The following is a 25547-nucleotide window of genomic DNA, read 5'->3' on the forward strand; positions in this document are numbered from 1 at the left end:
CGTGGGGTCAGGGCGCGGGGACGGTCTGCTTCTGCCACGCCTGCTGGAACGCGAACCGGGCCGCCTCGACCTCGTGCCGCTGGTCGGCGTGGAGCACACCGAGCGCGTACGCCGTCGCCGGGGTGATCCGGGGGGTGCGGGCCGCCTGCGCCGCCGCCGCTGCCGCCTCCGAGGCGTCCCGGTGCCGGTTCAGTGCCTGGCCAGCCGTCAGCAGCCGCACGTCCACCGGGGCGTTGCCGCCGAGCAGCACCTCGCGGGCGTACCGGTGCAGGCGCAGCAGCAGGCGTACCTGGTGCCAGGGGCTGTCCTGGGGGTGCGGGGACGGGTCCGGGGACAGGCCGTGGACCAGGGTCTCCGCGTTGTAGGGGTGGCCGGCGGTGACCAGGGGGAGCGCGGTGACGGCGTCCGTGAGGCGTTCCTCGGCCGCGGCGGCCAGGGGGTGCAGGGTGGTGGCGGGGGCGGTGGGGGTGAGGGGGACCTCGCTGGCGAGTACGGCCACCTTGTCGGCCACGGCGTGGAAGCGGGAGGAGCCGAGGGCCTGGAGGGCGGTCGAGTGGGCCCTCGTCCGGGCGAGGGTGAGCTGGCGTTCGAGCAGGGCGCCCGCCTTCGCCGCGCCGACCGTGAGGTTGGCGCGCTCCGCCGTCGCCGTCGCGGTGGCCGGACCGCCGGTGTTCTCCGGCGCCGTCACGGCCTGCGCCGGGAACACGGTCGTGCCCGACAGCCGGTGCAACGCCAGCAACAGGCGTTCCAGGCGGGCCTCGTAGGCGTGTTCCAGACCCAGTGTGCCGGACAGCCATGCGAGTTCCGGGCGCATCTCCTCCGACCAGCCGGGGTCCAGGAGGGGGCGGAAGGTGTGCAGGCTGGCGCTGATGCGGCGGGCCGAGCGGCGCAGGGCGCGGGCCGCGTCGACGGGCTCCTCCGGGCCGGCCGCCTGGCCCCCGGTCTCCCGGTGCAGGCGCAGGGCGCGGAGGAACTCCGTGGCCTGGGCGCGCAGGTAGCCCGCCAGGGCGTCCCCCGTCACCGCCTCGGCCGCGGGGTTCGTCGGGTCAAGGTGTTGCTGTGCCACGCCGGCGCCTCCGGGCGTCTATGAGCATCTCCTGGACGTTGCGCAGGGGTTGGCCGTCCGCGTCGGTCGCGTGCCGCGTCCACTCGCCGTCCGGGCCGAGGTGCCAGGAGGCGGTGCTGTCGGACATGCCGGTGTCCAACAGCCGGTTGAGGGCCGCGCGGTGGCCGGGGTCGACCACCCGGACCAGGGCTTCTATCCGGCGGTCGAGGTTGCGGTGCATCATGTCGGCGCTGCCGATCCACACCTCGGGCTCGCCGCCGTTGCCGAAGGCGAACACCCGGGAGTGTTCGAGGAAGCGGCCGAGGATCGAGCGGACCCGTATGTTCTCGGACAGGCCCGTGACGCCCGGGCGGACGGCGCAGATGCCCCGCACCCAGATGTCGACCGGCACGCCCGCCTGGGAGGCCCGGTAGAGGGCGTCGATGACCGCCTCGTCCACCATCGAGTTGACCTTGATGCGGACGAAGGCCGGACGGCCCGCACGGTGGTGCTGCACCTCCTTGTCGATCCGCGCGACCAGGCCGTCCCGGAGGGACTTGGGGGCGACCAGCAGGCGGCGGTAGGTCTCGCGGCGCGAGTAGCCGGACAGCCGGTTGAAGAGGTCGGAGAGGTCCGCGCCGACCTGCGGGTCGGCGGTGAGCAGCCCGAGGTCCTCGTACAGGCGGGCCGTCTTCGGGTGGTAGTTGCCGGTGCCGACGTGGCTGTAGCGGCGCAGCGTCTCGCCCTCCTGGCGGACCACCAGCGACAGCTTGCAGTGCGTCTTCAGGCCGACCAGGCCGTAGACGACGTGGCAGCCGGCCTCCTCCAGCTTGCGCGCCCACTTGATGTTGGCGTGCTCGTCGAAGCGGGCCTTGATCTCGACCAGGACGAGGACCTGCTTGCCGGACTCGGCGGCGTCGATGAGCGCGTCGACTATCGGGGAGTCGCCGGAGGTGCGGTACAGGGTCTGCTTGATGGCGAGGACGTCCGGGTCGGCCGCGGCCTGCTCCAGGAACGCCTGCACGGAGGTGGAGAAGCTGTCGTAGGGGTGGTGCAGGAGCACGTCCCGCGCGCGCAGCGCCGCGAAGATGTCGGGCGCGGACGCCGACTCGACCTCGGCGAGGTCGCGGTGGGTGCCGGCGATGAACTTGGGGTACTTCAGCTCCGGCCGGTCGAGGCTGTGGATGCGGAAGAGGCCGGTGAGGTCGAGCGGGCCGGGCAGCGGGTAGACCTCCGCCTCGGAGATCTTCAGCTCGCGCACCAGGAGGTCCAGCACCTCGCGGTCGATGGACTCCTCGACCTCCAGGCGCACCGGCGGCCCGAAGCGGCGCCGCATGAGTTCCTTCTCCAGGGCCTGGAGGAGGTTCTCGGCGTCGTCCTCCTCGACCTCCAGGTCCTCGTTGCGGGTGATCCGGAAGGCGTGGTGCTCCAGGATCTCCATGCCCGGGAAAAGCTCTTCCAGGTGGTTGGGGGCCGCGATGACGTCCTCGATGGGGACGTAGCGGCCGGGGGAGGCCTCCAGGAAGCGGGACAGCAGCGGGGGCACCTTCACGCGCGCGAAGTGCTTGTGGCCGCTGACCGGGTTCCGCACCACGACGGCCAGGTTCAGGGAGAGGCCGGAGATGTACGGGAAGGGGTGCGCGGGGTCGACGGCCAGGGGCGTGAGGACCGGGAAGATCTGGTGCCGGAAGAGCGTGAAGAGCCGGGCCTGTTCCTTGTCGGTCAGCTCGGACCAGCGGACCAGGTGGATGCCCTCGTCCGCGAGCGCGGGGGCGACGTCCTCGTGGTAGCAGGCGGCGTGCCGTGCCATCAGCTCGCGGGAGCGGGCCCAGATCATCTCCAGCACCTCGCGGGGCTGGAGGCCGGAGGCGGAGCGGGTGGCGACGCCGGTGGCGATACGGCGCTTCAGACCGGCCACCCGGACCATGAAGAACTCGTCCAGGTTGCTGGCGAAGATCGCGAGGAAGTTCGCGCGCTCCAGCAGCGGCGTGTTCGGGTCCTCGGCCAGCTCCAGGACGCGCTCGTTGAAGGCGAGCCAGCTGCGTTCCCGGTCGAGGAAGCGGCCCTGGGGCAGGGGCGCGCCGTCGGTCGGCGCCTCCTCGTAGGTGTCGAGACCCGCGTCGAGATCGGGTTCCAGGTCGGAGACCACGGCGGCCACGGCGTGCTGGCGGTGCGCGGCGATGGAGCCCACGGAGGGCTGGGGGTGCTGTACCTCTGCCTGGGTGTCTTGCTGACTCATGAACCCATTCTTCCGCGCAACGGGTGACACAAGCGCGTCGGAACGTGCGGGCGGGAGCGTGACGGCCCCGTTCCCCGCGGGCCCCTCGGGGGGCGGCGAAGGCTCTGGCACGGCGGGCTTCATTGCCCGAGCGTCGCAAGCCTGGCTGAATCAATGGTTACGGCGACATGACGTGCGGGATAGCGGGGGGCGGCCCGAAGGGGTTCCCGGCCGGGCGGGCGGGGGCCGGGGGGCTCCGGTCGTGGCCGGGTGGAGGGCCCGGCGGTGGGACCAGAGGCGAGTCGGCGTGGAAGCCGACCACGGCCTGAGTACGACGGGACGCACAGGGTGACCAGTCAGCGACTGTGGAACAGCCCGGCCGGTGCGGGAGCGGTGATCAGCGGGCCGCCCGCGCAGAAGGTGGGCAGGTCCTCCCAGGGCTTGGCGGTGTCGATCGGGCCGTGCCGCGCCGCCCGGGGCCTGAAAGGTGGTGCGCAAGAGGGGCGGCCGTCAAGGACGACCGCCCCTGACCCGGGGAGTTGTCAGGTCTCCGTGCGGTACATGAGGTCCGTCTCGTGGATCGTGAAGCCCAGGCGCTCGTACACCGACACCGCCGCCTTGTTGTCGGCGTCGACGTAGAGCATCGCGGTCGGCAGCTGCTGGGCCGCCAGGTGGCGCAGCCCGATCGTGGTGAGGGCCTTGCCGAGGCCGCCGCCCTGTTCACCGGGCCGGACCCCGAGGACGTACACCTCGCCCAGCCCCTCCTCGGCGTGCACCTTCGTCCAGTGGAAGCCGATCAGCTCGCCGCGCCGCTCGGCGAGGAAGAACCCGGCCGGGTCGAACCACGGCTCGGCCTTGCGGTCGTCCAGGTCCCGCTGGGTGAGCGTGCCCTGTTCCGGGTGGTGGGCGAAGGCGGCGGCGTTCACGGCGAGCCAGGCGGAGTCGTCCTTGCCGGGCACGAAGGCGCGCACGGTGACGCCCTCGGGCAGCACCGGCTCGGGCAGCTCCAGATCGGTCAACGACCGGCGCATCTGGCGCAGTTCGCGGAACAGGGTCAGGCCGAGCACCTGGGCGAGGTGCCGGGCGGCGGGGTGCCCGCCGTGCGCCCACACCCGCAGCCGCTTGCCGGAGGCGGCGAGCAGGGCCGCGCCGAGCGCCCGGCCGTGACCGTGCCCGCGGTGCGCGGGATGCACGACCAGTTCGGCGGCCGGCGCCTCCACCGGGTCGGTGTCCTCAAGCTGGGCGTAACCGACGAGTTCGCCGTCGACGGCCAGCAGCAGGTGCGAGACGCCCTCGCGGGCTCCGCCGCGCAGTTGCAGCCTGCCCTGCTCGGACACCGGCTGCTGCCCGTCGACCCGGGCGGCCTCGCCGAGGAGGCGCAGCACGGCCTCGGCCCGGTCCGGAGTGAGCGCGGAGTAGGTCTCGATGGAGCGGGCGGGGAAGGCCCGTACGGTGTCGTCGCTGCTCATGCGTATGAGAGTACGGGGCGGCCGGGGCGAATTCCCGGCACACCGGCCGGGGAGGGAGCCCCGGTCAAGGCACCGGCAAAGGGAAACCAGGATGTGACCATGAACCCCCTGTCGTGCTACGCGCGTTGACTCTAGGCTGCGCCGAGCCACCACAGCCGATCCACAGGGGGGTCCCATGCCAGCCGCGCCCCGGCGCACCGGACGTCGTACGTACGCCCTTCTCGCGAGCGCAGCCACTCTCGCCACGGCCGCGGCGCTGACCGCCGCGCTCCCGGCGGACGCGCACCAGAGCCACCACCGTCCGGGCCGCTACCAGGACGTCCAGCTGCTCTCCTTCAACGACCTGCACGGCAACCTGGAGCCCCCGTCCGGCTCCTCCGGCCGGGTCACCGAACTGCAGCCGGACGGCACGACGAAGACGATCGACGCGGGCGGTGTCGAGTACCTCGCGACCCACCTCCGCCAGGCCCGCACCGGCCACCCGTACTCGATCACCGCGGCCGGCGGCGACCTGGTCGGCGCCTCCCCGCTGCTGTCGGGCCTCTTCCACGACGAGCCCACCGTCGAGGCGCTGAACAAGCTGGACCTGGACGTCACCTCGGTCGGCAACCACGAGTTCGACGAGGGCGCGAGGGAGCTGGCCCGCCTGCAGAACGGCGGCTGCCACCCCACGGACGGCTGCTACACGGACCAGGAGTTCCAGGGCGCCGACTTCCCGTACCTGGCCGCGAACGTCCTGGACGACAGGACCGGCAAGCCGGTCCTGAAGCCGTACTGGGTCTGGAAGAAGAAGGACGTCAGGATCGGCTTCATCGGGGTCACGCTGGAGGGCACCCCCGGCATCGTCTCCGCCGACGGCGTCAAGGGCCTGACCTTCAAGGACGAGGCCGAGACCATCAACAAGTACGCCAAGGTGCTCCAGCGCCAGGGCGTGCAGTCGATCGTGGCCCTGATCCACGAGGGCGGCTTCCCGGCCTCCGGCTCCTACAACTACGACTGCGACTCCCCGGGCGCGGGCAGCGGCATCTCCGGCCCGATCGTGGACATCGCCAAGAACGTGACCCCGGCGGTGGACGCCCTGGTCACCGGCCACACCCACCAGGCGTACGTCTGCACGATCCCGGACCCGTCGGGCCGCCCCCGCATGGTCACCTCGGCGTCCTCCTTCGGCCGCCTCTACACGGACACCACGCTGACGTACGACCGCCGCACCGGCGACATCGCGCGTACGGCCGTGAAGTCCGCGAACCACGTGGTCACCCGGGACGTCCCCAAGGCGCCGGACATGACCGACCTGATCTCGCGCTGGAACACCCTGGCCGCCCCGATCGGCAACCGCCCCATCGGCTGGATCTCCGCCGACATCAACAACAGCGGCACCGAGTCCCCGATGGGCGACCTCATCGCCGACGCCCAGCTCGCCCACGGCCGGGAGCTGGACCCGAGGACCAGCCTCGCGCTGATGAACCCCGGCGGGGTCCGGGCCGGCCTCACCTACGCGGCCAAGGGCGCCGAGGGCGACGGCGTGGTCACCTACGCCGAGGGCTTCACGGTCCAGCCGTTCGCCAACACCGTGAACCTCCAGGACCTCACCGGCGCCCAGCTCATCCAGGTCCTCAAGGAGCAGGTCAGCGGCGCCAACGCGGCGGCCCCGAAGATCCTCCAGCCGTCCGCCGGCCTCACCTACACCCTGGACCTCACCAAGTCCGGCGCGGACCGTGTGGTCACCGGCTCCATCCGCCTGAACGGCGCCCCGATCGACCCGTCGGCCACCTACCGGGTCGCCACCAACAGCTTCCTCGCGGGCGGCGGCGACGGCTTCCCCACGCTGGCCCAGGGCACGGGTGACCTGGTCGGCGCGGACGATCTGACGGCACTGGAGAAGTACCTGACGGCCAACTCGTCGGCCACGTCCCCGATCACGCCGCCGAAGGCGGACCGGATCACGGTCGTGCAGTAGCCCCGGCGGGACCGGTGGCACTGGCGGGGGCGGCGGGAGGCGACGCTTCGAGTGAGGCGAGCATCTCGGCCGCCCTCCGCTGCCCGTACCGGCGGGACCGCAGCGGACCGCGCCGGGTGGACGCGGTGCGCAGAGCCCGGGGTGCGGGCTCGCGATGGTCATCGCCCAGGCCGCGGGGAAGGTTGCCGGACCTGCTCGCGCCAATGGTCCAGCAGCGCCGCCCAGTTCTGCTCGCCCGCCCAGTCCGCGAACGTGTGCCAGGCGATCTCGGGGTGGGCGTGGCGCAGGCCGGCGACGTCCACGTCGAGGCCCGTGTCGGTGAAGTAGGCGAACATCGCCGCCAGGTCGGGGGAGTGGGTGCGGACCTGGGTGAGGGGCGGCTGTGTGTGGATGACCGGGCGGGACAGGACGGTGCTGAGGGTGGCCGCGATCTGCGCGGGGGTGCAGGTGTCGGAGGCGATGTCGACGCGCAGGCCCGCGAAGTCGTCCCGGCGCTGGAGGGCCAGCGCGGCGAACGCGCCGATGTCGGTGGCCGGGATGAGAGTCAGCGGCCGGTCGGCCGGCATGGGCCAGGCGAAGACGCCGGTGCGCAGCCCGTCGAGGGTCCAGCCGCTCGCGTAGTTGTCCATGAACGCGGCCGGGGCGATCACCGTCCAGGGCAGACCGGAGGAGCGCAGGTGCTGTTCGACCGCCCACTTGCTCTCGAAGTGCGGGACGCCGGTGCCGCGGTCGGCATGGGCGGCGGAGGTGAGGACCACATGGCCGAGGCGGGCCCGGGTGGCCGCGTCCACGAGGGCCGTGCCCTGCCGGACCTCCGTCCGGGTGTCGGTGCCGAACGGGGTGGTCACCGCGAAGAGCGCGTCGGCGCCGGCGAGGGCGGCGGCGAGCGGGCCGGGGTCGTCGAAGTCGGCGTGGCGGACCTCGGCGCCCAGGCCGCGCAGCGCCTCGGCGGCGGGTGAGCCGGGCCGGCGGGTCAGCGCGCGGACGTGGTGACCGGCGGTCAGCAGGGCGCGGGCGGTGGCCCCGCCCTGGGCCCCGGTGGCGCCGGTGACGGCGATGGTGAGCATGGGTGTCCCCCTGATCGATACGATTGCTGTGTGGCGCATTTGCTGCGCCGCACAGCAGATTAGAGGGAGAGTTGCTGCGTCGCGCAGTAATTTCGGCGAGGAGACCCCGTGACCGACGAGACAGACCCCGACCGGGCCCGCCTGTACGAGGAGCTGGCCCTGGAGTCCCGGCGCTACCTGGCCGCCTACGTGCTGTTCAACCAGGCCGTCGCCGACCACCTCGGCCTGCACCCGACCGACGTGCAGTGCCTGAGCCTGCTGACCGCCGAGCCCGAACCGCTCACCGTCCGGCAGATCGCCGACCGCACCGGTCTCACCACCGGCTCGGCCACCCGTCTGGTGGACCGGCTGGAGCGCGGCGGCTACGTCACCCGCACCCCCGACCGGCAGGACCGCCGCCGGGTGCTGGTCACCCCCGTCCCGGAGCGCCTCGCCCGTGTCACCGCGCTGTGGGACGACCTCGGGCAGACCTGGCAGACCCTGCTGGACGACCACACCGAGGACGAGCTGCGGGCGATCACCCGGCACCTGCGCCGGGCCCACGACCTCAGCCACACCCAGATCCAGCGCCTGCGCGCCATGCCCCGGCCGGACTGAGCGGGGGTCAGACGGCCGGTGTCTCCGGTGGCGGGGTCGGCGCCCCCGGCAGCCGGACCGTCGCCACCGTGCCGCCGCCCTCGGCGGGGGCCAGGGAGACCTCGCCGCCCGCCTGCTTCACCGTACGGGCGACGATGGACAGGCCGAGGCCCGAGCCCGGCAGGGCACGGGCACTGGGGGAGCGCCAGAACCGGTCGAAGACGTGCGGGAGTTCGTCCTCGGCGATGCCGGGACCGTGATCGCGGACCGTCAGCACGCCCTCGCTGAGCCGCACCTCGACCGTGCCGCCCTCGGGGCTGAACTTCACCGCGTTGTCCAGGACGTTGACGATCGCCCGCTCCAGCGCGGAGGGCTCCGCCCGGACGAACCAGGGCTCCAGGTCCGCCGTGATCGACAGCTCGGGGCCGCGCAGCCGGGCCCGGCGCAGCGCCGCCTCGACGGTGTCCTGGAGGGCGACCACCTGGACGCGCTCGCCGTGCTGCCCCTCCGAGCGGGACAGCTCCTGGAGGTCACCGATCAGCGCGGCCAGTTCCGTCACCTGCGCCTTGACCGAGGCGAGCAGCGCCTTGTGGTCCTCGGGCGGAAGCGGTCGGCCGGTCTCCTCGCTGCGGGTGAGCAGTTCGATGTTCGTCCGGAGCGACGTCAGGGGCGTGCGCAGTTCGTGGCCGGCGTCCGCGATCAGCTGCTGCTGGAGGTCGCGGGAGCTGGCCAGCGAGGCGGTCATCGAGTTGAACGACCTCGACAGCCGGGCCACCTCGTCCTCGCTGACGTCCTCCACGGGGATGCGAATGGTCAGGTCCTCCGTGCGGGCCACGTGCTCCACGGCCTCGGTGAGCTTGTCGACGGGGCGCAGCCCGGCCCGCGCGACGGCGAGACCGGCCGCACCGGCGCCGACGACACCGACGGCGGAGACGAGCAGGAGGACCAGGGCGAGGTCGTTGAGGGTCTTCTGCGTGCTCTTGAGGGGCACGGCGATGAGCACGCCGACGTTCGGGCCGGGCCCGCCGCTCGCGGTCGCCGTGGGGCTGATGGGCTTGGTGAGCACCCGCAGCTCGTTGCCCTCGTCGTCGCTCCCGTTGCGGAAGTACAGGATGCTGGGGTCGAGGTTCTTGATCTCGGTCTTGTCGGCCTGCGTGACCTTGATCTTGCCCGAGGCGGCCCCGAACAGACAGACCTTGCCGTCCTCCGTGACGAGCTGGGAGTACCGGTCGCGCAGCAGGAAGCTGTTGGCCTGGGGGGTGTCGGTGCAGTTGTCGAGGGTGAACTGCAACTGGTCCGTCTGCGTCGTGTTCCGCAGGGACTTCTGCAGATCCTCGTCGAGCTGGTCGTACAGCTTCCGCTCGACGAGGAACCAGCAGGTCACCGAGACCGCCGCCACCGCGAACGCCACCGCGGCCGCGACCAGCATCGCCAGTCGCGCCCGCAGCGGCAGCGCCCGGTACCGGCGCGCGAGCTGCCTCACTCGGCGCCGCCCTGCCGCAGGACGTAGCCCACACCGCGCACGGTGTGCACCAGGCGCGGCTCGCCGCCGGCCTCGGTCTTGCGGCGCAGGTACATGACGTAGACGTCGAGCGAGTTGGACGAGGGCTCGAAGTCGAAGCCCCACACCGCCTTCAGGATCTGCTCACGGGTGAGCACCTGACGCGGATGCGCCATGAACATCTCCAGCAGGGTGAACTCCGTGCGGGTCAGCTCGACCGGCCGGCCGCCGCGCGTGACCTCCCGGGTCGCGAGGTCCATGCGCAGGTCGGCGAAGGTGAGGGCCTCGTCCGCCTGGGCCTCGGCGGACACCGCCGCCGCGTAGGAGCTGCGGCGCAGCAGGGCGCGGATACGGGCGAAGAGCTCGTCCAGCTCGAACGGCTTGACCAGGTAGTCGTCGGCGCCCGCGTCCAGGCCGGTGACCCGGTCGCCGACCGTGTCGCGGGCGGTGAGCATCAGGATCGGGGTGGTGTCCCCCGCACCCCGGATGCGGCGGGCCGCGGTCAGCCCGTCCATGCGCGGCATCTGGATGTCCAGCACGACCAGGTCCGGCTGGTAGGCCGTGGCCTTCTCCAGGGCGTCCGCGCCGTCGACGGCGACCTCGGTGTCGTACCCCTCGAAGGCGAGGCTGCGCTGGAGGGCCTCGCGTACGGCCGGCTCGTCGTCGACGATCAGGATGCGCTGGGGGTCACGGTCGCCTTCGGCGGGACTCATCGCTCGCGTTTCCTCGGGGTGCGGGGTGGTCGGGGTCTGCCGGCCGGGATGGGGATCTCCCGGCCGGGGTCGGTGCCTCTCAGCGTCCCATGTCCGGGGGCCGGGGACACGCGCGCCGGTCAGACCCGGACCGTGTTCAGGCGGTGCAGCGGGACCTTGCGGCGGTGCGGACGGGCGGCGGAGGTGCGCAGGCCCATCAGCTGGGGGACCGGCGTCACGGGCGCGGCCACCTCGGGGGCCCGGGGCGCCGGGACGGGCACGTGCAGCTCGGACGCGATGGACAGGGCCAGGGTGAGGCCGGCCGGACCACGCTCACTGAACCGGTGGGGGACGTGCTTGATCATGACCTGCTCCTTGCACTTGATGTTGCTAGCTGTCGGAGCCCGCCCGCAGCTTGGCCAGGTCGGACTTCACCGTGTCGATGGGGATGGCGAAGCCGAGGCCGATGCTGCCCGCGTCCGAGGACGAGGACGAGGCGGAGGAGTACATCGCGGAGTTGATGCCTATGACGCGACCGCTCGCGTCGATCAGCGCGCCGCCGGAGTTGCCGGGGTTGATGGGCGCGTCGGTCTGGATGGCCTTGTAGGTGGTGGTGGAGGAGCCGGTGTCGCCGTTGAACTCGCGGCCGCCGAACTGGAAGGGCCACTGGCCCTCGCCGTCCGGGTTCTGCCCCTGGTTCTCGTCGGTGGGGACGGTGACGTCCCGGTTCAGGGCGGAGACGATGCCGCTGGTGACCGTGCCGGTCAGGCCCTCGGGGGAGCCGATCGCGACGACCGTGTCGCCGACCTGGACGCCGCTGGAGTTGCCGAGCGCGGCCGGCTTCAGACCGGAGGCGCCCTTCAGCTTGATCAGCGCGAGGTCCTTGGAGCTGTCGGTGCCGACGACCTCGGCGGTGTAGCTCTTGCCGTCGCTGGTGCGCACCTTGACCGAGGTGGCGCCGGAGACGACGTGGTTGTTGGTGATGATCTCGCCGTTCGACGTGATGATCACGCCGGAGCCGGTGGCGGAGCCGTTCTGGAGCGTCGCGTTGATCTCGACCACGCTCGGGCTGACAGCCGCGGCGATGGCGGCGACGTCACCCTTCTTGCTCGACGGCACCACGGGGGTGGTGCTGCCGGCGGTGGCGACCGTGTCCTTGCCGGTCAGCTCCTGGAAGGCGTACGCGGTACCGCCGCCGACCGCCGCCGCGACGATCGCGACCGCCGCGAGCAGGCCGATCGGCCCGCGGGTGCGCTTCCTCCTGGGCTCGGGGGCCGCGACCGCCGGCTGGTACGGCGGCGGGGGCGGCCACTCGGGGTTCACAGGAGCGGAGTAGGAGTGCGGCTGCTCGTAGGTGCCCTGGCTCTCGGTCATGACAGAAGAGTCCCCCGTGACCATGAGAGCTTCCTGAGTGCCGCCTGAGAAGCCCGGCAGAAGCTCGTTTGCCCCATATAAAGGGGCTCAGGGGACGCGCCCCCGGAGGGGCGCGGGGAACTGCGCGACCGGCCACCGACGAGCCGTGAGACGCACGACGGCCGGGCCGGAGGGCCGGGCCGGCGCGGCTACACGCAGCCGCAGCTCGTGCGCACCACCAGGCGCGACGGGAACGTCTTCAGCCGCTCGCGCCGGGACCCGGCGATCCGCAGCCCGTCGTCCAGCACCAGGTCGACCGCCGCCCGCGCCATCGCCGAGCGGTCGGAGGCGACCGTGGTCAGCGGCGGGTCGGCGAGCGCGGCCTCCTTGATGTCGTCGAAGCCGGCCACCCCGAGCTGCCCGGGCACGTCGATGCGCAGCTCGCGCGCGGCCCGCAGCAGGCCGATGGCCTGGTCGTCGGTGGAGCAGAAGATCGCGGGCGGCCGGTGGGGGCCGGACAGGACGTCCAGGGCCACCCGGTAGGCGTCGTAGCGGTTGTACGGCGCCTCGAACAGCCGGCCCTCGGTGCTGAGGCCCGCCTCGGCCATGGCCCGCTTCCAGCCCTCGACGTGGTCGGAGACCGGGTCGCCGACGGCCGGCGTCTGCGCCGTGCCGCCCATACAGGCGACGTAGTCGTAGCCGTGCTCCAGCAGGTGGCGCACGGCGAGCTGGGCGCCGCCCAGGTCGTCCGTCACCACGGCCACGTCGTCGATGGCCTCCGGGCGTTCGTGCAGCAGCACCACCCGGGCGTCCCAGGCGTCGATCTCGGCTGCGGCCAGGTCGTTCAGGGCGTGCGAGACGAGGATCAGGCCCGAGACGCGCATGCCCAGGAAGGCGCGCAGATAGTGGACCTCGCGCTCGCCGATGTAGTCGGTGTTGCCGACCAGGACCATCTTCCCGCGCTCCGAGGCGGCCTGCTCGACCGCATGCGCCATCTCGCCGAAGAAGGGCTGGCGGGCGTCGGGGATGATGAGGCCTATGAGGTCGGTGCGCCGTGAGGCCATCGCCTGGGCGACCCGGTCGGGCCGGTACCCCAGTTCCTTGATCGCGGCGAGGACACGCTCGCGCGTTGCCGGGGCGACCGGCCGGGGTCCGTTGTTGATGACATAACTGACGACGGCCGTGGAGGTTCCAGCCAGCCGTGCCACGTCATCCCGAGTCACCTTCGCCACGGGCGGAGTCTACGCGGATTGACCCGCCGTGGGCAGGGCGTATCACATGGCGGCTGTGCGAGGACGATGCCCCGCACGGGCGCCGCTCATGCGTCCGTCGGGGGCCGCTTACGCCTCGGCGTGGACCTCGGCGCTGTCCAGGGCGGCGGTCGTGTCCGCATCATCCGGCTTTGCCTGGCCCGCCTTGGCCTTGGCCTCCTCGGCGGCCCGGTCGCTCTTCTCCGGCGTAACGAATCGATAACCGACGTTCCGGACGGTGCCGATCAGCGACTCGTGCTCCGGGCCGAGCTTGGCGCGCAGCCGCCGTACGTGCACGTCGACCGTGCGCGTGCCGCCGAAGTAGTCGTAGCCCCACACCTCCTGGAGGAGCTGGGCGCGGGTGAAGACGCGGCCCGGGTGCTGGGCGAGGTATTTGAGCAGCTCGAACTCCTTGAAGGTCAGGTCCAGGACCCGCCCCTTGAGCTTGGCGCTGTAGGTCGCCTCGTCCACCGAGAGATCGCCGTTGCGGATCTCCATCGGCGAGTCGTCGTTGACGATCTGCTGGCGCCCCATGGCGAGCCGCAGCCGCGCCTCGACCTCCGCCGGACCGGCGGTGTCCAGGAGCACGTCGTCGATGCCCCAGTCGGCGGTGACGGCGGCCAGGCCGCCCTCGGTGACGACGAGGAGCAGCGGACAGCCGGGGCCGGTCGACCGCAGGAGCTGGCAGAGGCTGCGCACCTGGGGCAGATCGCGCCGGCCGTCGACGAGGATGACGTCGGCGCCCGGGGTGTCGACCAGGGCGGGTCCCTCCGCCGGGGCGACCCGCACGTTGTGCAGGAGCAGGCCGAGGGCCGGAAGCACCTCGGTCGACGGCTGGAGGGCGTTGGTCAGGAGCAGCAGAGAACTCATACGTCTGGTTCCTCCTCGGTCCCTGCGAGGACAGTGCGGACGGGTACTGCTCTGCGATCCCGAAGGCCCCGTACACCGGCGGTCACCTGAGGTTCGCCGCTTCGTATACAACGCTTCCGAAAGCACAAAAGGACCCGGGGGCTACGCTGCCCGAGTCCTCTGCCCAGCAGAATAGCCCACATGAGCAACCGTCCGGCAGGTCATGGGCCACGTTCCACCGTTCGTCCGAATTGCGAGACAGGCAGACAGGGCCCTATCCGGACGTTTCTGCGCACGGCCGACGGAATTCCGATCGATTCCGTATACGATCCGCCCCCGGCCGTATACGAAACCCTTCCGGACGCCTCCCGGCCGGCCTCCCGTGACCTGGTGTTCGTGATCGCGCACGGCTTCACCGGGGACGTGGACCGCCCGCACGTGCGCCGGGTGGCGGGCGTCCTGCGCGGCTACGGCGCCGTCGTCACCTTCTCCTTCCGCGGCCACGGCCGCTCCGGCGGACGGTCCACGGTCGGCGACAAGGAGGTGCTGGACCTCGCCGCCGCCGTGGAGTGGGCCCGCGGTCTCGGGCACGCGCGCGTGGTGACCGTCGGCTTCTCCATGGGCGGCTCGGTGGTCCTGCGGCACGCGGCGCTGCAAGGCGGCACCGACGCCGTCGTCTCCGTCAGCGCACCGGCCCGCTGGTATTACCGGGGCACGGCCCCCATGCGCCGCCTGCACTGGCTGGTCACCCGCCCCGAGGGCCGCCTGGTCGGCCGCTACGGCCTGCGCACGCGCATCCACCACCGGGACTGGGACCCGGTCCCGCTCTCCCCGGTGCAGGCGGTGCCGAAGATCGCCCCGACGCCGCTCCTCATCGTCCACGGCGACCGTGACGGCTACTTCCCGCTCGACCACCCCCGGATGCTCGCCGAGGCGGCCGGCGAGCACGGCGACCTCTGGGTCGAACCGGGCATGGGCCACGCGGAGAACGCGGCGGACGACGCCCTGATGGCCCGGATCGGGGACTGGTCGGTGACGGCGGCGGGCTAGCCTGACCCACACTGTCTTTAGTCTTCTTCTTGTCCCTGCCGTCGATTGAGGATTCAGATGCCCAAGGTCACGGTGCGCTACTGGGCCGCCGCCAAGGCCGCGGCCCAGGTCGCCGAGGAGCCGTACGAGGCGGACACGCTGGCCGACGCGCTGGCCGCCGTGCGTACGCGACACCCCGGCGAACTCACCCGCGTGCTGCAGCGATGCTCCTTCCTCGTCGACGGCGACCCTGTCGGGACCCGCGCGCATGAGACGGTACGGCTGGCCGAGGGCGGCACGGTCGAGGTGCTCCCGCCGTTCGCAGGAGGGTGAGCGATGACCAACCAGCCGTATCAGGGCGGCCCCTACGAGGGCTACGACCCCTACCAGCAGCAGTGGCCCGCGCAGGAGCCGCAGCACGGGCAGGCCGGCCACGACCCGGAACTCACCCAGCAGTGGCAGGGCCAGACCTGGGAGACGCAGACGCACGCGCCGGTGCAGGCGGCGGAGACGGCGTACCTGCCGCGGCAGGAGCAGCAGCAGGGCGGGTACCAGCAGGCGGGGTATTCGCAGCCTGGATACCAGCAGCCCTCTTACCAGGAACCGCAGTACCAGCAGCCCCAGCAGCCCCAGCAGCCGTACGCCGAGCCGTACGCCGAGCCGTACGCGGGGACGCACTGCGGGACGCCCCCGGGTACCTACGGCGGGGCGCACGCGGGTTCGTACGGCGGGACGCCCGCGGGTCCGTATGGCGGGGCGCACGGGGGTTCGTACGGCGGGGCGCACGCGGGGGCGGGAACGTACGCGCCCGCACCTGATCCCGAACCGGCACCCGCACCCGCACCCGCACCCGCGGCGGCCGCGCCCACGTCCCCGGCCGACCCGGGGTCCGGGCCCGCCTACGGCCCCGCCACCCTCGCCGGCAACGCCCGGATCACCGACGCCCAGCGGGCCCGCCTGGAGGGCCGTTCCCCGATCATCGAGCCCGGCATGCAGCCGGCGCTGCTCACCGCCGTACTGGGCCTGCTCCTCGCCGCGGCGGCCCCCGTCGCCTCGTACGCCCTGGCCGTGCCGCTGGTGGTGCTCCAGGCGGTGACGGCCGCGGGCTGGTTCCGGCTGAACGGCATGTGGCCCGCCCGGCAGGGCATCGCGCTGGCCTTCGCGGGCGCGCTGACCTCCGACGTGGCGGTCCTCGCGGCCGGCCGCGACGACGCCCTGGTGGCCATCCTCGGCCCGCTCGGCCTCTGGGTGCTGCTCTCCCTCGTCCTCCAGCTCCGCTCGCACGCCTCGCCGGACGAGCGGATGTACGGCCTGATGGCGACGGTCGCCTCGGCGGCGCTCGCGGTCCTGGCCACCGGCTACCTGGCCGTCGACCCGCACGCGGTCTCGGTCGGCGCCGCGGCGGTCGCGGTGGCCGTGCTGGCCCGCGCGCTGCCCCTGCCGACCCCGGCGTCGGTCGTGGTCGCGCTGCTGGCGGCGGCAGGCGCGGGGATCGCCGTGGGCGGCATGACCGGCTTCGGTACGAAGGGGGCGCTGCTGGGCGCCGCCGCCGGGGTGTGCGCCCTGATCGGGCACCGGGTGGCCAGCTACGACTACCCGTCCCGCTTCGTCCACTTCACGGCCGGCGTGGCCCTGCCCCTGTCGGCGGCGGCACCGGTGGTGTGGGTCCTGGGGCGTGCCCTGGGCTGAGGCCGGGGGCGGGCCAGGGTTGTTTCGGGGGCATCCCCGATGTCCCGGCGCGCGGGCGGGAGAAAGATCGTTCACATGACTTCTCTCTCCCGGCGCACCCTCACCGGCATGGGCGCGGCCGCCGCACTGACGCTGGCCACCGCGGGCCTCGCGGCCCCGGCGGCGGCCGGGCCGTTCGCGGGCGACCCCACCGCCCCGGACCCCGCCGCCCCGGACCCCACCGCTTCGGACGACCCCGCCGCCTTACGCGCCGCGATCAGCGATCTCTCGCACCCGGAGGCGACCGCCTCCCAGCTTCTGGTGGAGCGGCGGGGCACCCGTTGGTACGGCACCGCGGGCACGGCCGACCCGGCGAGCGGCCGGCCCGTCCGGGCGGACGACCGCTTCCGCGCGGGCAGCGTGACGAAGGCCTTCGTGGCCACGGTCGTACTGCAACTCTGGGCGGAGGGCCGGGTGGACCTCGACGCCCCGATCACGCACTGCCTTCCCGGCCTCGCCCTGCCCTCCCGCTTCGACCGCGTCAAGGTGGCGCACCTGCTCCAGCACACCAGCGGGCTGCCCGACCACCGGGGCCTGCCGGACCTCGGCACACCGGAGGCGGTCCTGCGGCACCGCTCCGACCACTGGACAGCGCCGGCCCTGGTCGCCACGGTGACGCAGGACCGCCTCAAGTTCCGTCCCGGCCGCGCGCAGGAGTACCGGGGGATCAACTACGTGTTCCTCGCCCTCCTGATCGAGGAACTGGCAGGGCGCCCCTACGGCGAGGTGATCGCCTCCCGGATCCTGCGGCCCCTGGGACTGACCGGCACACGGATACCGGGCGACGATCCCCGCCTGCACGGCCCGCACGTCCACGGCTTCCTGCGCATGACGGACGGCGGCCTGCGCGACGTCACGGTCTACGACCAGTCCGCCGCCTGGGGCGAAGGCGAACTGGTCTCCACCGCGGACGACCTCTTCCGGTTCCAGGAGGCCCTGTTCAGCGGGGTGCTCCTGCCGGGGCGGGCCCTGCGGAAGATGGTCACCCTGCCCGCCGTGCCCATGCTGAACGGCGCCCCGGCCCGCTACGGCATGGGCCTGCAGGCGGCCACGGTGAACGGCACGACCTTCTGGGGGAAGACCGGCGAGACCTACGGCTACCGCACCCGTGTGTTCGCCACGCGCGACCTGTCGACCCGCTTCGTGCTGTCCTACACGCCGACCGCGCTGAACGCGGAGGAGGACATGATCAACCCGGTGGTCGCCGTGCTCACCACCTGAGCCCGCGCGGGGCTACGGCTCGACCACGACCTCCTGGGCCGCCGCCGTCTCCCCGGCCAGCAGGCGCGCGTCGACCGGGACGTTCCGCTTCACCAGTGCCAGCGCGACCGGTCCCAGCTCGTGGTGCCGTGCCGACGTCGTCACGAAACCGATCTTGCGGCCCTCCGGGCCCTCGTCGGCGACGCGGATCTCCGTGCCGGGGACCGGGAGGTGGACGTCGCTGCCGTCCAGGTGCAGGAAGACCAGCCGGCGCGGCGGCTTGCCCAGGTTCTGCACCCGGGCGACGGTCTCCTGACCCCGGTAGCAGCCCTTCTGGAGGTGCACGGCCGAGCCGATCCAGCCCAGCTCGTGCGGGATGGTGCGGTGGTCGGTCTCGAAGCCGAGCCGGGGCCGGTGCTGCTCGACGCGCAGCGCCTCGTAGGCGAGGAGCCCGGCGGCGGGGCCGTGGGAGGCGGCGAACTCCTCCAGGCCGGCCCGGGGCAGGAAGACGTCACGGCCGTACGGCGTCTCGCGTACGACGGCCCCGTCCGGGACGTCGGCGATCGAACCGGCGGGCAGGTGCACCACGGCGATGTCGGCGGTGCGGTCGGCGACCTCCACCCGGTAGAAGAACTTCATCGACTCCAGGTACGCGATCAGTGCGTCCTGGGTGCCGGGCTCCACATGGGCCCAGACGGTCGTGCCGTCGTCCACCAGGTACAGCGCGTGCTCGATGTGCCCGTGCGCGGAGAGGATCAGGGCCTCGGTGGCCTCTCCCACGGGCAGTTCGCTGACGTGCTGGGTGAGCAGAAGGTGCAACCAGCTCAGCCGGTCCTCGCCGCTGACGGTGACGACACCGCGGTGCGAGAGATCGACGAAACCGGTGCCGTCGGCGAGGGCGCGCTGTTCGCGGAACAGGTCGCCGTAGTGGGCGGCGACACCTTCGTCCACACCCTCGGCGGGGACGGCGCCGGGCAGGGACAGCAGGGGGCTCTTCATACCGCAAGCCTACGACGTGGTACTTGAACCCTTCAGGGAACAGTCCTGGCACCGGCCGAAGATCGCGAAGTGCTTCATGTCGGTGTCGAAACCGAACTGCCGGCGCAGCTTGTCCGTGAACTCCGCGGCCACGTCCACGTCGGCCTCGATGACGTTGTCGCAGTCCCGGCACACCAGGTGCAGATGGTGGTGGCGGTCGGCGAGGTGGTAGGTCGGTGCACCGTGCCCGAGGTGGGCGTGGCTGACCAGCCCCAGTTCCTCCAGCAGCTCCAGCGTGCGGTAGACGGTGGAAATGTTGACCCCCGACGCCGTCTTCCTCACTTCCACGAGGATGTCGTCGGGGGTCGCGTGCTCAAGGGTGTCCACGGCTTCCAGGACAAGCTGCCGCTGCGGCGTCAGCCGGTAGCCGCGCTGCCTGAGGTCGCTCTTCCAGTCGGTGCTCACCACGGCGTCCAGTGTAGGAGGGCCGACGCCCATCAAGGAGCCGGAGAGCCTGTGGGCAGGTCGCCCGACATCAAAAGGTCGGACAGGGCCTCACGCAGATCCGCGGTCGCTCGGATGATCTCCTGGTGTGCTCTGATCTTCTCGTCGATCGCGTGGAGGGCAGCTCCGATCTCCCTCTGCTGGTCGAGGGGGGGCAGCGGCACCGGCAGGTCATGGAGCGAACGCGTGGTGATGGACCGCATGCCGGTGGTGCCGGCCGCTCGCCGCTCCAGCCACTCTCCGACTCCCCGACGCGAGAGGTGAGCGAGCAGGTACGCGGCCTGCGTGGGTTCGTGTGCGCGCACCCGGAACAGATGGGTGTTGTACAGCCAACCGCTTTCCTCAGCGGTTACGAGCGCAACTCGGCCCACCGCCCCGGTGCGCGTCACCAGGATGTCGTCGGTGAGCACCCGGTACTTGGACAGGTCACGTGCCGTCCGGGAGTCGACGCACACTTTGTCGGACCGGTCCGCGATCCTTCGATCGCGCAGGTCGGCCGGACGGATCAGCGGCACTCCTGCCTCGACCTGCTCGGTCCTGCGCACGGCTGGACCGCCCCCCTGAATCTCGCAGATGTCGCCGAGGGACACCCGCCGCCAGCCGTGTGGGAGAGCGTCGATCATTTCCTCACTCACAGGCCGTACCTCCCCAGCAGCTCCTCTACCGCGGCGTCCGCTTCCCGCGTCCGCGCGTGCACTTCGGCCAGGTGCCGGGCCAGAGTCGCCAGGTCTGCCCGGTCGGCAGGCCTGGTGTCAGACCGTTTGCCGCTCGGCACATGGAAGGCAGGGCTGAGCGTGTAATCCATCTGCCTGAGCTTCTCGATGGAAACGGCTCTGCTCAGTCCGTCGGTTCCCGTGAACCCGCGCCTGTCGGCCCTGGCCCCGGCCCAGGACCGGTGTTCCTCGTGAATGCGTCGAACCTCGTCCGGGGACAGTTCACGCCGAACCCGTGTCGTCAGAGAGCCGAAGTGGCTCGCGTCCACAAACAGAATCTCGTCGCACGAGCCAGTCGGATGCCGTAGCAGCCACACAGTGACCGAGATGCCGGTGCTCGCGAAGAGTTGCGCAGGGAGGGCGATCAACGCCTCCACCGCTCCGTCCTCCACCATCCCAGCTCTGATCCTGCGTTCCGACGGGTTGGCCGAGAAGGCCGCGATGTCAGGCATGATGATGGCCGCCCGGCCATCCGGCCTCAGACTGGCGACGACGTGCTGGAGCCAGGCGAAATTGGCGTTGTGCCGGGGCGGCGGGCCGTAGCGCCAGTACCTTTCGTCGACGGGACGATCGAACTTCGCGTTGAACGGGGGGTTCGTGACGACCCGGTCGAACGTCCGGGCATCGAGGTGCCAGGGACCGCCCCCGGCCGAGGGAGCGACGTCTCCTGTCCACAGCCCGGCGTCCGGGATGCCGTGCAGGGCGAGGTTCATGCCCGCCAGCGCCAGCGGGTGCTCGCCCACACCCGCGCCGCTGACTTCGACTCGTCCGGGTGTCTGCTGCGCCGAAGCCACGGCCTCCCATGCCGCCGACACCAGCTCACCGGCACGGACGAAGGGGTCATGCACGCTGTGCACGTCTTGGGCGCCCTCGGCGATGAGCCCAGCGATCACATGGACGGCGGCTCGTGGTGTGAAGAAGTCTCCCGCTCTCTTTCCCAGCAGATCGCTGTAGCGCGCCAGCACCCTTTCGAAGCCTTCGGCGTGTTCCGCCTTGTCCACTGGACCGGTGTCGTCGAGCAGACGGACCACGTCGGCCACGCGGGCGCCTCCGAGGTTCTGCGACAGAGCGAGAAGAAGCTGCTCATGCGCGGCTCCCAGGTCTTCACGGACCGCGCTCGCGAGGAAGTGCACCAGAAGCCCGCCGGAGTGCGGGAACTGGTACCGGCTCGCCTCGGCCACGATCCGCCGCCACTCCTCGGGGCGGCACCCCCGGAGGTATACGAGGGTCAGCAGCACGGTGAGGTAGTCGGCGTGGGACAGCTCGCCACGGAATCGTTCCGCCTGCTGAACGCTCAACAGGTCCACAGCCTTGAACAGCGCTCCGGACCGCGTTCCGCCGAGCGAGATCCGGAACCGGTCGCCGTACGTGGTCCCCTCGGGCTCACCGGGCTGCCGGGCATTCGCGGGAATGGTGCGCTGCGCCAGCCAGGCCAGCACCTCAGCGGCGGAGAAGACCTCGACGCCCGAAGGAGCATCGACGGGCTTCTCAAGCGGTCGGGGAAAGTCCGCGTGCCGCCGCTCCCAGTTCGTGACGGCGGGCCGCTTCACGCCGGCGAACCGGGCGATGTCGGCCCGCGTCACGAGGACCCCTTCGAAGTCGCTCACCGTTCCTCCCACCACTCAGAACCGGGAAGGCCTGGCTCCGCGCAGCGTGTCCGCCTTGCCTGCGAGCACGGCCGGGAACCGGTCCATGGCCTGGGCTTCTTTGGCCAGCTCGGGGTCGAGGTACCCGAGCATGCGGTAGATCTTGGCATGGTCGGCGGCGAGGTCGCGGTGATGGATCGGCTCATGGTGCATGATCCGGTTGCGCAACAGCACCAACGACCACAGGCCGTCGTACAGGGCGCCACGGCGACCGGAGTAGTGCGGGAACGCCTTGTGCACGGTGGGCACCCAGAACAGTCGGTCATAGCCGGACCCCCCGCTCACGAGAGACGCCCAGAAGCCGAACGACAGCTCGGCGACCATGCTGTCGGGTGGGGCCGGCACCAGACCGCGGCGTTCACACTTGCTCCGAGCCTTGGCCACGAGCCGCTGTCCGTTCGGATTGAGGGGTGCTGTCGTCCACCAGTCGTCCCTCCGGTAGCTGAGGGCGAGCTGCTGGTGCAACGCGTTACGCAGGGCCAGTTCCAGGCAGTGCAGAGAGCCGTACAGCGCGGCCGAGGCCTCGACGTTCCACCAGTACAGCCGCCGCGCCACGAGGGCATTGCCGCGCGCCGCACTGACGTAACGTCCCAGTCGAAGCCGGGAGAAGGCACGCAGCATCCACTCCGGCAGATGGTTGGTCATCGAACCCCCCTTTTTCCGGGCACACCGCGGCCCGGAACACGTTTCGATACAGGAACGGACCCGCCGTGATACGTTGGGTGATGAACGCCCTGGGCCCGCCTCTGCTCAGCACGCCACCCAGGGCACGGCATTCAGGCCCCCGGCTGCCTTTCAGGCAGCCGGGGGTTTCTGCTTCGAGACGCATCCCAACTCGGTTGAGCCGCCCCGCCGTTGTGCCCACGGTAGCCTCGTCGGCATCTAGTGCGCAAGCGCAGTGCACTGCGCATCCAAAGTGTTAACCCCTCGGTCGGCATGTGCCCGAGGGGACGGAAACAGCACAGGGCCCCGGCGCAGCGCGCGGGGCCCTGTGGAAGATCAGAAACAGGCGACGGCCTACTTGAAGAAGGCGATGCCGTCGTCCGGGAGGTCGTCGGGGAGGGCCTTCGCCCAGCGTTCGACGTCCTCCGGGGTGACGACCTTCTTGAGCTGGGCGGACATGTAGGGGCGCAGCGGGACCTCGGGGGTCTGCTTCTCGCCGACCCACATCAGGTCGCTCTTGACGTAGCCGTAGAGCCGCTTGCCGCCGCTGTACGGCCGCGAGTCCGCGGTGCGGGCGACGGCGTCCGTCACCAGGTCGATCTGCGGCTTCTTGTCGGCCATCTCGCCGTACCAGATCTCGATCACGCCGTCGTCGCGGGTCATCGTGACCTCGACCTTGCGGTCGGGGCGGATCCGCCAGAAGCCGGACTCGGACTCCAGGGGGCGGACCTTGTTGCCGTCCTGGTCGAGCACCCAGGTGCGGGAGCGGTACTCCAGGAAGTCCCGGCCGTCGTGGGTGAAGCTGACCTCCTGCCCGAAGTTGCACTTCTCAGAGCCGGGGAAGTCATGCACGCCCGCGCCGGCCCAGTTGCCGAGCAGGAAGGCGAGCGGGACGAGGTCCTTGTGCAGGTCGGACGGGATCTCGATCATGAGCGGAGGCTTTCGTGGGTGTGGATCAGCGCTGGCCCTGGAACAGCTTCTTCACGGTCAGACCGGCGAAGGCGAGCACGCCGACGCAGACCAGGACCAACAGGACTTCGAAGAATGCTTCCACGGGTGCTCCTTGAGCGAGGGTGAGCGGACGACAGAGCCGCAGCCCAGCTTACGCGGCCTGGCCGGGGCGCTCCTTATGAGGGGCGGCCCCCCCGAGGGCTACGCTTCCGGCATGGCGAAGAAGCTCGTGATCAAGGTGACGGCCGGGGCGGACGCCCCCGAGCGGTGCTCGCAGGCGTTCACGGTGGCCGCGGTGGCCGTGGCCAGCGGGGTCGAGGTCTCGCTGTGGCTCACCGGGGAGTCCTCCTGGTTCGCGCTGCCGGGCCGGGCCGCCGAGTTCGAGCTGCCGCACGCCGCGCCGCTGCCCGATCTGCTGGAGTCGGTCCTCGCCGCGGGAAGCGTCACGCTGTGCACGCAGTGCGCCGCCCGCCGGGAGATCACGGAGAAGGACGTCATCGAGGGCGTACGGATCGCCGGCGCGCAGGTCTTCGTGCAGGAGGCGCTGGGGGACGAGACGCAGGCGCTCGTCTACTGAGCCCTCCACCGGCGGCCGGCCGCGACCTCGCCGACGTCTCTAGGGGCGCGGGCGCTTCTTGCCGTCCAGCTCGTCCCACCACTCGTCGGACTGCGGGTCGCCGGAGGGGTCGTCCCACCAGCGGTCCTCCGGGCCACGGCGGTTGGCGATCATCGCGGCGACCGGCGGGATGACCATGGCCACCACGCACATGCCGACGGCAGCCGGCACCGACCAGATGCGGATGACCCCCCAGGCCAGGACGAAGAGGCCGATGCAGGTCCCCATCATGGCGAAGTAGACGTGCCGACGCCGGGCGTACATACGTCCACTGTAGGTCCGGCGGGGCCTGTCACAACTGATCCACAAAATCCCTGCGACCGGGCCCGGCGGGGTTACCGTGGCGTATCCGTACCGGATTTCCGTACCGGATCCACGAACACCGCCGCCGACCCGGGGGAACCACCACATGCGCGCCCTGCGAATACTCCTGATCATCGTCGTGATCCTGGGCGGACTCTTCGTGGTCGTGGACCGGGTCGCCGTGCACTTCGCCGAGGGCGAGGCCGCGGACAAGCTGAAGGCGACCGAGAACCTGTCCTCGACCCCGAGCGTGGACATCAAGGGCTTCCCGTTCCTCACGCAGGTCGCGGGCGGTTCGCTCGACGACGTCGAGGTCGGCATCGAGGACTACGAGGCGGCCACCGGCAAGCCCGGCCAGACCATCCGGATCGACGACCTGAAGGCCGACATGAAGGGCGTCGAGTTCTCCGGCGACTACAGCTCGGCCACCGCGTCCACCGCGACCGGCACGGCGTCGATCTCCTACGCCGAGCTGCTGAAGACGGCCAAGTCCGAGCCGACCGAGGTGGCCCCCGGCGTGACGGCCCGGGTCGTCGGCCTCTCCGACGGCGGCAACGGGAAGATCAAGGTCGCGGTGGAGGGGACCGTCTCGTCCCTCGGGATCAAGCAGACGGTGTCCGTGCTCAGCACGGTGGCCGTGGTCAACAACAAGGTCGAGGTGCACGCGGACTCGCTGCCGCAGCTGGGCGCCGCCGCGATCGCCGAGGACCGCATCCGCGAGATCACCGACTTCCAGCAGGTCATCGACCAGCTTCCCGGCGGCATCAAGCTGGACAAGGTGGAGGCCGCGCCGAAGGGCGTGCAGATCAGCGTGAAGGGTTCGGACGTCAAGCTGGCGGGGTAGGGGGTCGGACACCGCCGGGAACGGACGCGGACGGGAACGGGCGCCGACGGAAACGGGCGCCGGTGGACCGGGGACGGGACCGGACCTGTCCGACTGGCGAGACGATCAAGTCCGTAGCGCAGATGCGATGACCGGAGCGAGCGCCCGGGAGCCGTCGGACGGTTCTCCGGGCGCCGTGCGTATTCCGCCATTCGGACGATCCCATCTCGCCATGTGACACACCGGTGACACGCCCGCCCGGACGTCCCTACGATCGATCCCATGAAGCGACAGGCGGATCTCACGAAGCGGCGGGCAGTGGACCTGTGCCGCGTTGCCGCCATGCTCTGTCGCCCCTTCTGAGCGGAAGCCCCGGCTCCCGCGTCTCACCCGCCCTGCTGCCAGGGCATCCG

26 protein-coding genes are annotated in these 25547 nt (G+C 71.6%); 9 read left to right on the forward strand and 17 right to left on the reverse strand.

Annotated features, from left to right (window positions below; genetic code table 11):
• Window positions 1-7: 7 nt before the first annotated feature.
• The 3 genes from C3492_RS00120 to mshD all read right to left on the reverse strand — a co-directional run bounded on the left by C3492_RS00120 (window position 8) and on the right by mshD (window position 4732).
• The gene (locus C3492_RS00120) at window positions 8-1066 is read right to left on the reverse strand and encodes a CHAD domain-containing protein (RefSeq protein ID WP_103809643.1); all 1059 of its coding nucleotides are present in this window, start codon (window positions 1064-1066) and stop codon (window positions 8-10) included.
• Window positions 1047-3407, reverse strand: a complete 2361-nt coding sequence (locus tag C3492_RS00125; protein WP_181140108.1) for an RNA degradosome polyphosphate kinase — start codon at window positions 3405-3407, stop codon at window positions 1047-1049. Before C3492_RS00125 ends, C3492_RS00120 begins: the two co-directional genes overlap by 20 nt.
• 398 nt (window positions 3408-3805) lie before the next feature.
• Entirely contained in the window at window positions 3806-4732 is a 927-nt protein-coding gene (gene mshD, locus C3492_RS00130; RefSeq protein ID WP_103809645.1) for a mycothiol synthase, read from the reverse strand.
• A 175-nt stretch (window positions 4733-4907) separates the two neighbouring features.
• Between mshD and C3492_RS00135 the strand changes: the two genes are divergently transcribed.
• Window positions 4908-6692, forward strand: a complete 1785-nt coding sequence (locus C3492_RS00135; RefSeq protein WP_103809646.1) for a bifunctional UDP-sugar hydrolase/5'-nucleotidase — start codon at window positions 4908-4910, stop codon at window positions 6690-6692.
• 158 nt (window positions 6693-6850) lie between these two features.
• Here the strand turns inward: C3492_RS00135 and C3492_RS00140 are convergent, their stop codons facing one another.
• Window positions 6851-7759, reverse strand: a complete 909-nt coding sequence (locus C3492_RS00140) for an NmrA/HSCARG family protein (protein ID WP_103809647.1) — start codon at window positions 7757-7759, stop codon at window positions 6851-6853.
• Window positions 7760-7867: 108 nt separating this feature from the next.
• Between C3492_RS00140 and C3492_RS00145 the strand changes: the two genes are divergently transcribed.
• A complete protein-coding gene (locus C3492_RS00145; RefSeq protein ID WP_103809648.1) occupies window positions 7868-8356 on the forward strand; it encodes a MarR family winged helix-turn-helix transcriptional regulator in 489 nt (162 codons plus the stop codon).
• 7 nt (window positions 8357-8363) lie between these two features.
• Here C3492_RS00145 and C3492_RS00150 read toward each other — a convergent pair whose 3' ends face one another.
• From C3492_RS00150 to C3492_RS00175, 6 genes are all read right to left on the reverse strand, one after another.
• A complete protein-coding gene (locus C3492_RS00150; protein ID WP_103809649.1) occupies window positions 8364-9818 on the reverse strand; it encodes a cell wall metabolism sensor histidine kinase WalK in 1455 nt (484 codons plus the stop codon).
• On the reverse strand, window positions 9815-10549 hold the full coding sequence (locus C3492_RS00155) for a response regulator transcription factor (RefSeq protein ID WP_103809650.1): 735 nt from the start codon (window positions 10547-10549) through the stop codon (window positions 9815-9817). The genes C3492_RS00150 and C3492_RS00155 overlap by 4 nt, the downstream gene beginning before the upstream one ends.
• A 119-nt stretch (window positions 10550-10668) precedes the next feature.
• Window positions 10669-10893 carry a hypothetical protein gene (locus C3492_RS00160; protein WP_103809651.1) on the reverse strand — a complete coding sequence of 75 codons (225 nt, stop codon included), beginning with the start codon at window positions 10891-10893 and terminating at the stop codon, window positions 10669-10671.
• 25 nt (window positions 10894-10918) lie between these two features.
• Window positions 10919-11902: a S1C family serine protease gene (locus tag C3492_RS00165; protein WP_103809652.1), complete on the reverse strand. Its 984-nt coding sequence runs from the start codon at window positions 11900-11902 to the stop codon at window positions 10919-10921.
• A gap of 188 nt (window positions 11903-12090) precedes the next feature.
• Window positions 12091-13113, reverse strand: a complete 1023-nt coding sequence (locus C3492_RS00170; protein WP_103809653.1) for a LacI family DNA-binding transcriptional regulator — start codon at window positions 13111-13113, stop codon at window positions 12091-12093.
• 108 nt (window positions 13114-13221) lie between these two features.
• Window positions 13222-14001: a response regulator transcription factor gene (locus C3492_RS00175; protein WP_103809654.1), complete on the reverse strand. Its 780-nt coding sequence runs from the start codon at window positions 13999-14001 to the stop codon at window positions 13222-13224.
• Between the two features lie 180 nt (window positions 14002-14181).
• Between C3492_RS00175 and C3492_RS00180 the strand changes: the two genes are divergently transcribed.
• The 4 genes from C3492_RS00180 (at window position 14182) to C3492_RS00195 (ending at window position 17958) form a co-directional block, all read left to right on the forward strand.
• Window positions 14182-15030 (forward strand): alpha/beta hydrolase, encoded by an 849-nt coding sequence (locus tag C3492_RS00180; protein WP_181140109.1) that lies wholly within the window; start codon window positions 14182-14184, stop codon window positions 15028-15030.
• A 57-nt stretch (window positions 15031-15087) separates the two neighbouring features.
• A complete protein-coding gene (locus C3492_RS00185; RefSeq protein WP_030653626.1) occupies window positions 15088-15342 on the forward strand; it encodes a MoaD/ThiS family protein in 255 nt (84 codons plus the stop codon).
• A gap of 3 nt (window positions 15343-15345) precedes the next feature.
• Window positions 15346-16698, forward strand: coding sequence for a hypothetical protein (locus tag C3492_RS00190; protein ID WP_103809656.1), 1353 nt, complete (start codon window positions 15346-15348; stop codon window positions 16696-16698).
• A 75-nt stretch (window positions 16699-16773) separates the two neighbouring features.
• Window positions 16774-17958: a serine hydrolase gene (locus C3492_RS00195; RefSeq protein WP_103809657.1), complete on the forward strand. Its 1185-nt coding sequence runs from the start codon at window positions 16774-16776 to the stop codon at window positions 17956-17958.
• Window positions 17959-17970: 12 nt separating this feature from the next.
• Here the strand turns inward: C3492_RS00195 and C3492_RS00200 are convergent, their stop codons facing one another.
• From C3492_RS00200 to C3492_RS00225, 6 genes are all read right to left on the reverse strand, one after another.
• On the reverse strand, window positions 17971-18936 hold the full coding sequence (locus C3492_RS00200) for a folate-binding protein YgfZ (protein ID WP_103809658.1): 966 nt from the start codon (window positions 18934-18936) through the stop codon (window positions 17971-17973).
• A gap of 9 nt (window positions 18937-18945) precedes the next feature.
• Window positions 18946-19383 carry a Fur family transcriptional regulator gene (locus C3492_RS00205; RefSeq protein WP_030653614.1) on the reverse strand — a complete coding sequence of 146 codons (438 nt, stop codon included), beginning with the start codon at window positions 19381-19383 and terminating at the stop codon, window positions 18946-18948.
• Between the two features lie 29 nt (window positions 19384-19412).
• Window positions 19413-20042 carry a restriction endonuclease subunit S gene (locus C3492_RS00210; RefSeq protein ID WP_258055442.1) on the reverse strand — a complete coding sequence of 210 codons (630 nt, stop codon included), beginning with the start codon at window positions 20040-20042 and terminating at the stop codon, window positions 19413-19415.
• 8 nt (window positions 20043-20050) lie between these two features.
• Complete coding sequence (locus tag C3492_RS00215; RefSeq protein WP_103809660.1) at window positions 20051-21739, reverse strand: N-6 DNA methylase; 1689 nt, start codon at window positions 21737-21739, stop codon at window positions 20051-20053.
• 15 nt (window positions 21740-21754) lie between these two features.
• Entirely contained in the window at window positions 21755-22423 is a 669-nt protein-coding gene (locus C3492_RS00220; protein ID WP_103809661.1) for a hypothetical protein, read from the reverse strand.
• A gap of 372 nt (window positions 22424-22795) precedes the next feature.
• A complete protein-coding gene (locus C3492_RS00225; protein ID WP_103809662.1) occupies window positions 22796-23371 on the reverse strand; it encodes an FABP family protein in 576 nt (191 codons plus the stop codon).
• 235 nt (window positions 23372-23606) lie between these two features.
• On the opposite strand from C3492_RS00225, the gene C3492_RS00235 reads away from it, so the two are divergent.
• Complete coding sequence (locus C3492_RS00235) at window positions 23607-23969, forward strand: DsrE family protein (protein WP_103809664.1); 363 nt, start codon at window positions 23607-23609, stop codon at window positions 23967-23969.
• Window positions 23970-24008: 39 nt separating this feature from the next.
• On the opposite strand, the gene C3492_RS00240 is transcribed toward C3492_RS00235, so the two are convergent.
• Window positions 24009-24272: a DUF3099 domain-containing protein gene (locus tag C3492_RS00240; protein WP_103809665.1), complete on the reverse strand. Its 264-nt coding sequence runs from the start codon at window positions 24270-24272 to the stop codon at window positions 24009-24011.
• Window positions 24273-24417: 145 nt separating this feature from the next.
• Here C3492_RS00240 and C3492_RS00245 point away from each other — a divergent pair, with 145 nt between their 5' ends.
• A complete protein-coding gene (locus C3492_RS00245) occupies window positions 24418-25155 on the forward strand; it encodes a DUF2993 domain-containing protein (protein ID WP_103809666.1) in 738 nt (245 codons plus the stop codon).
• Between the two features lie 261 nt (window positions 25156-25416).
• Window positions 25417-25497, forward strand: a complete 81-nt coding sequence (locus C3492_RS46765; RefSeq protein ID WP_350751515.1) for an Ms5788A family Cys-rich leader peptide — start codon at window positions 25417-25419, stop codon at window positions 25495-25497.
• The last annotated feature ends 50 nt before the right edge of the window (window positions 25498-25547 follow it).

It is taken from the genome of Streptomyces sp. Ru62 (genome assembly GCF_002920615.1).
In the GTDB taxonomy this organism is placed as follows: Bacteria; Actinomycetota; Actinomycetes; order Streptomycetales; family Streptomycetaceae; genus Streptomyces.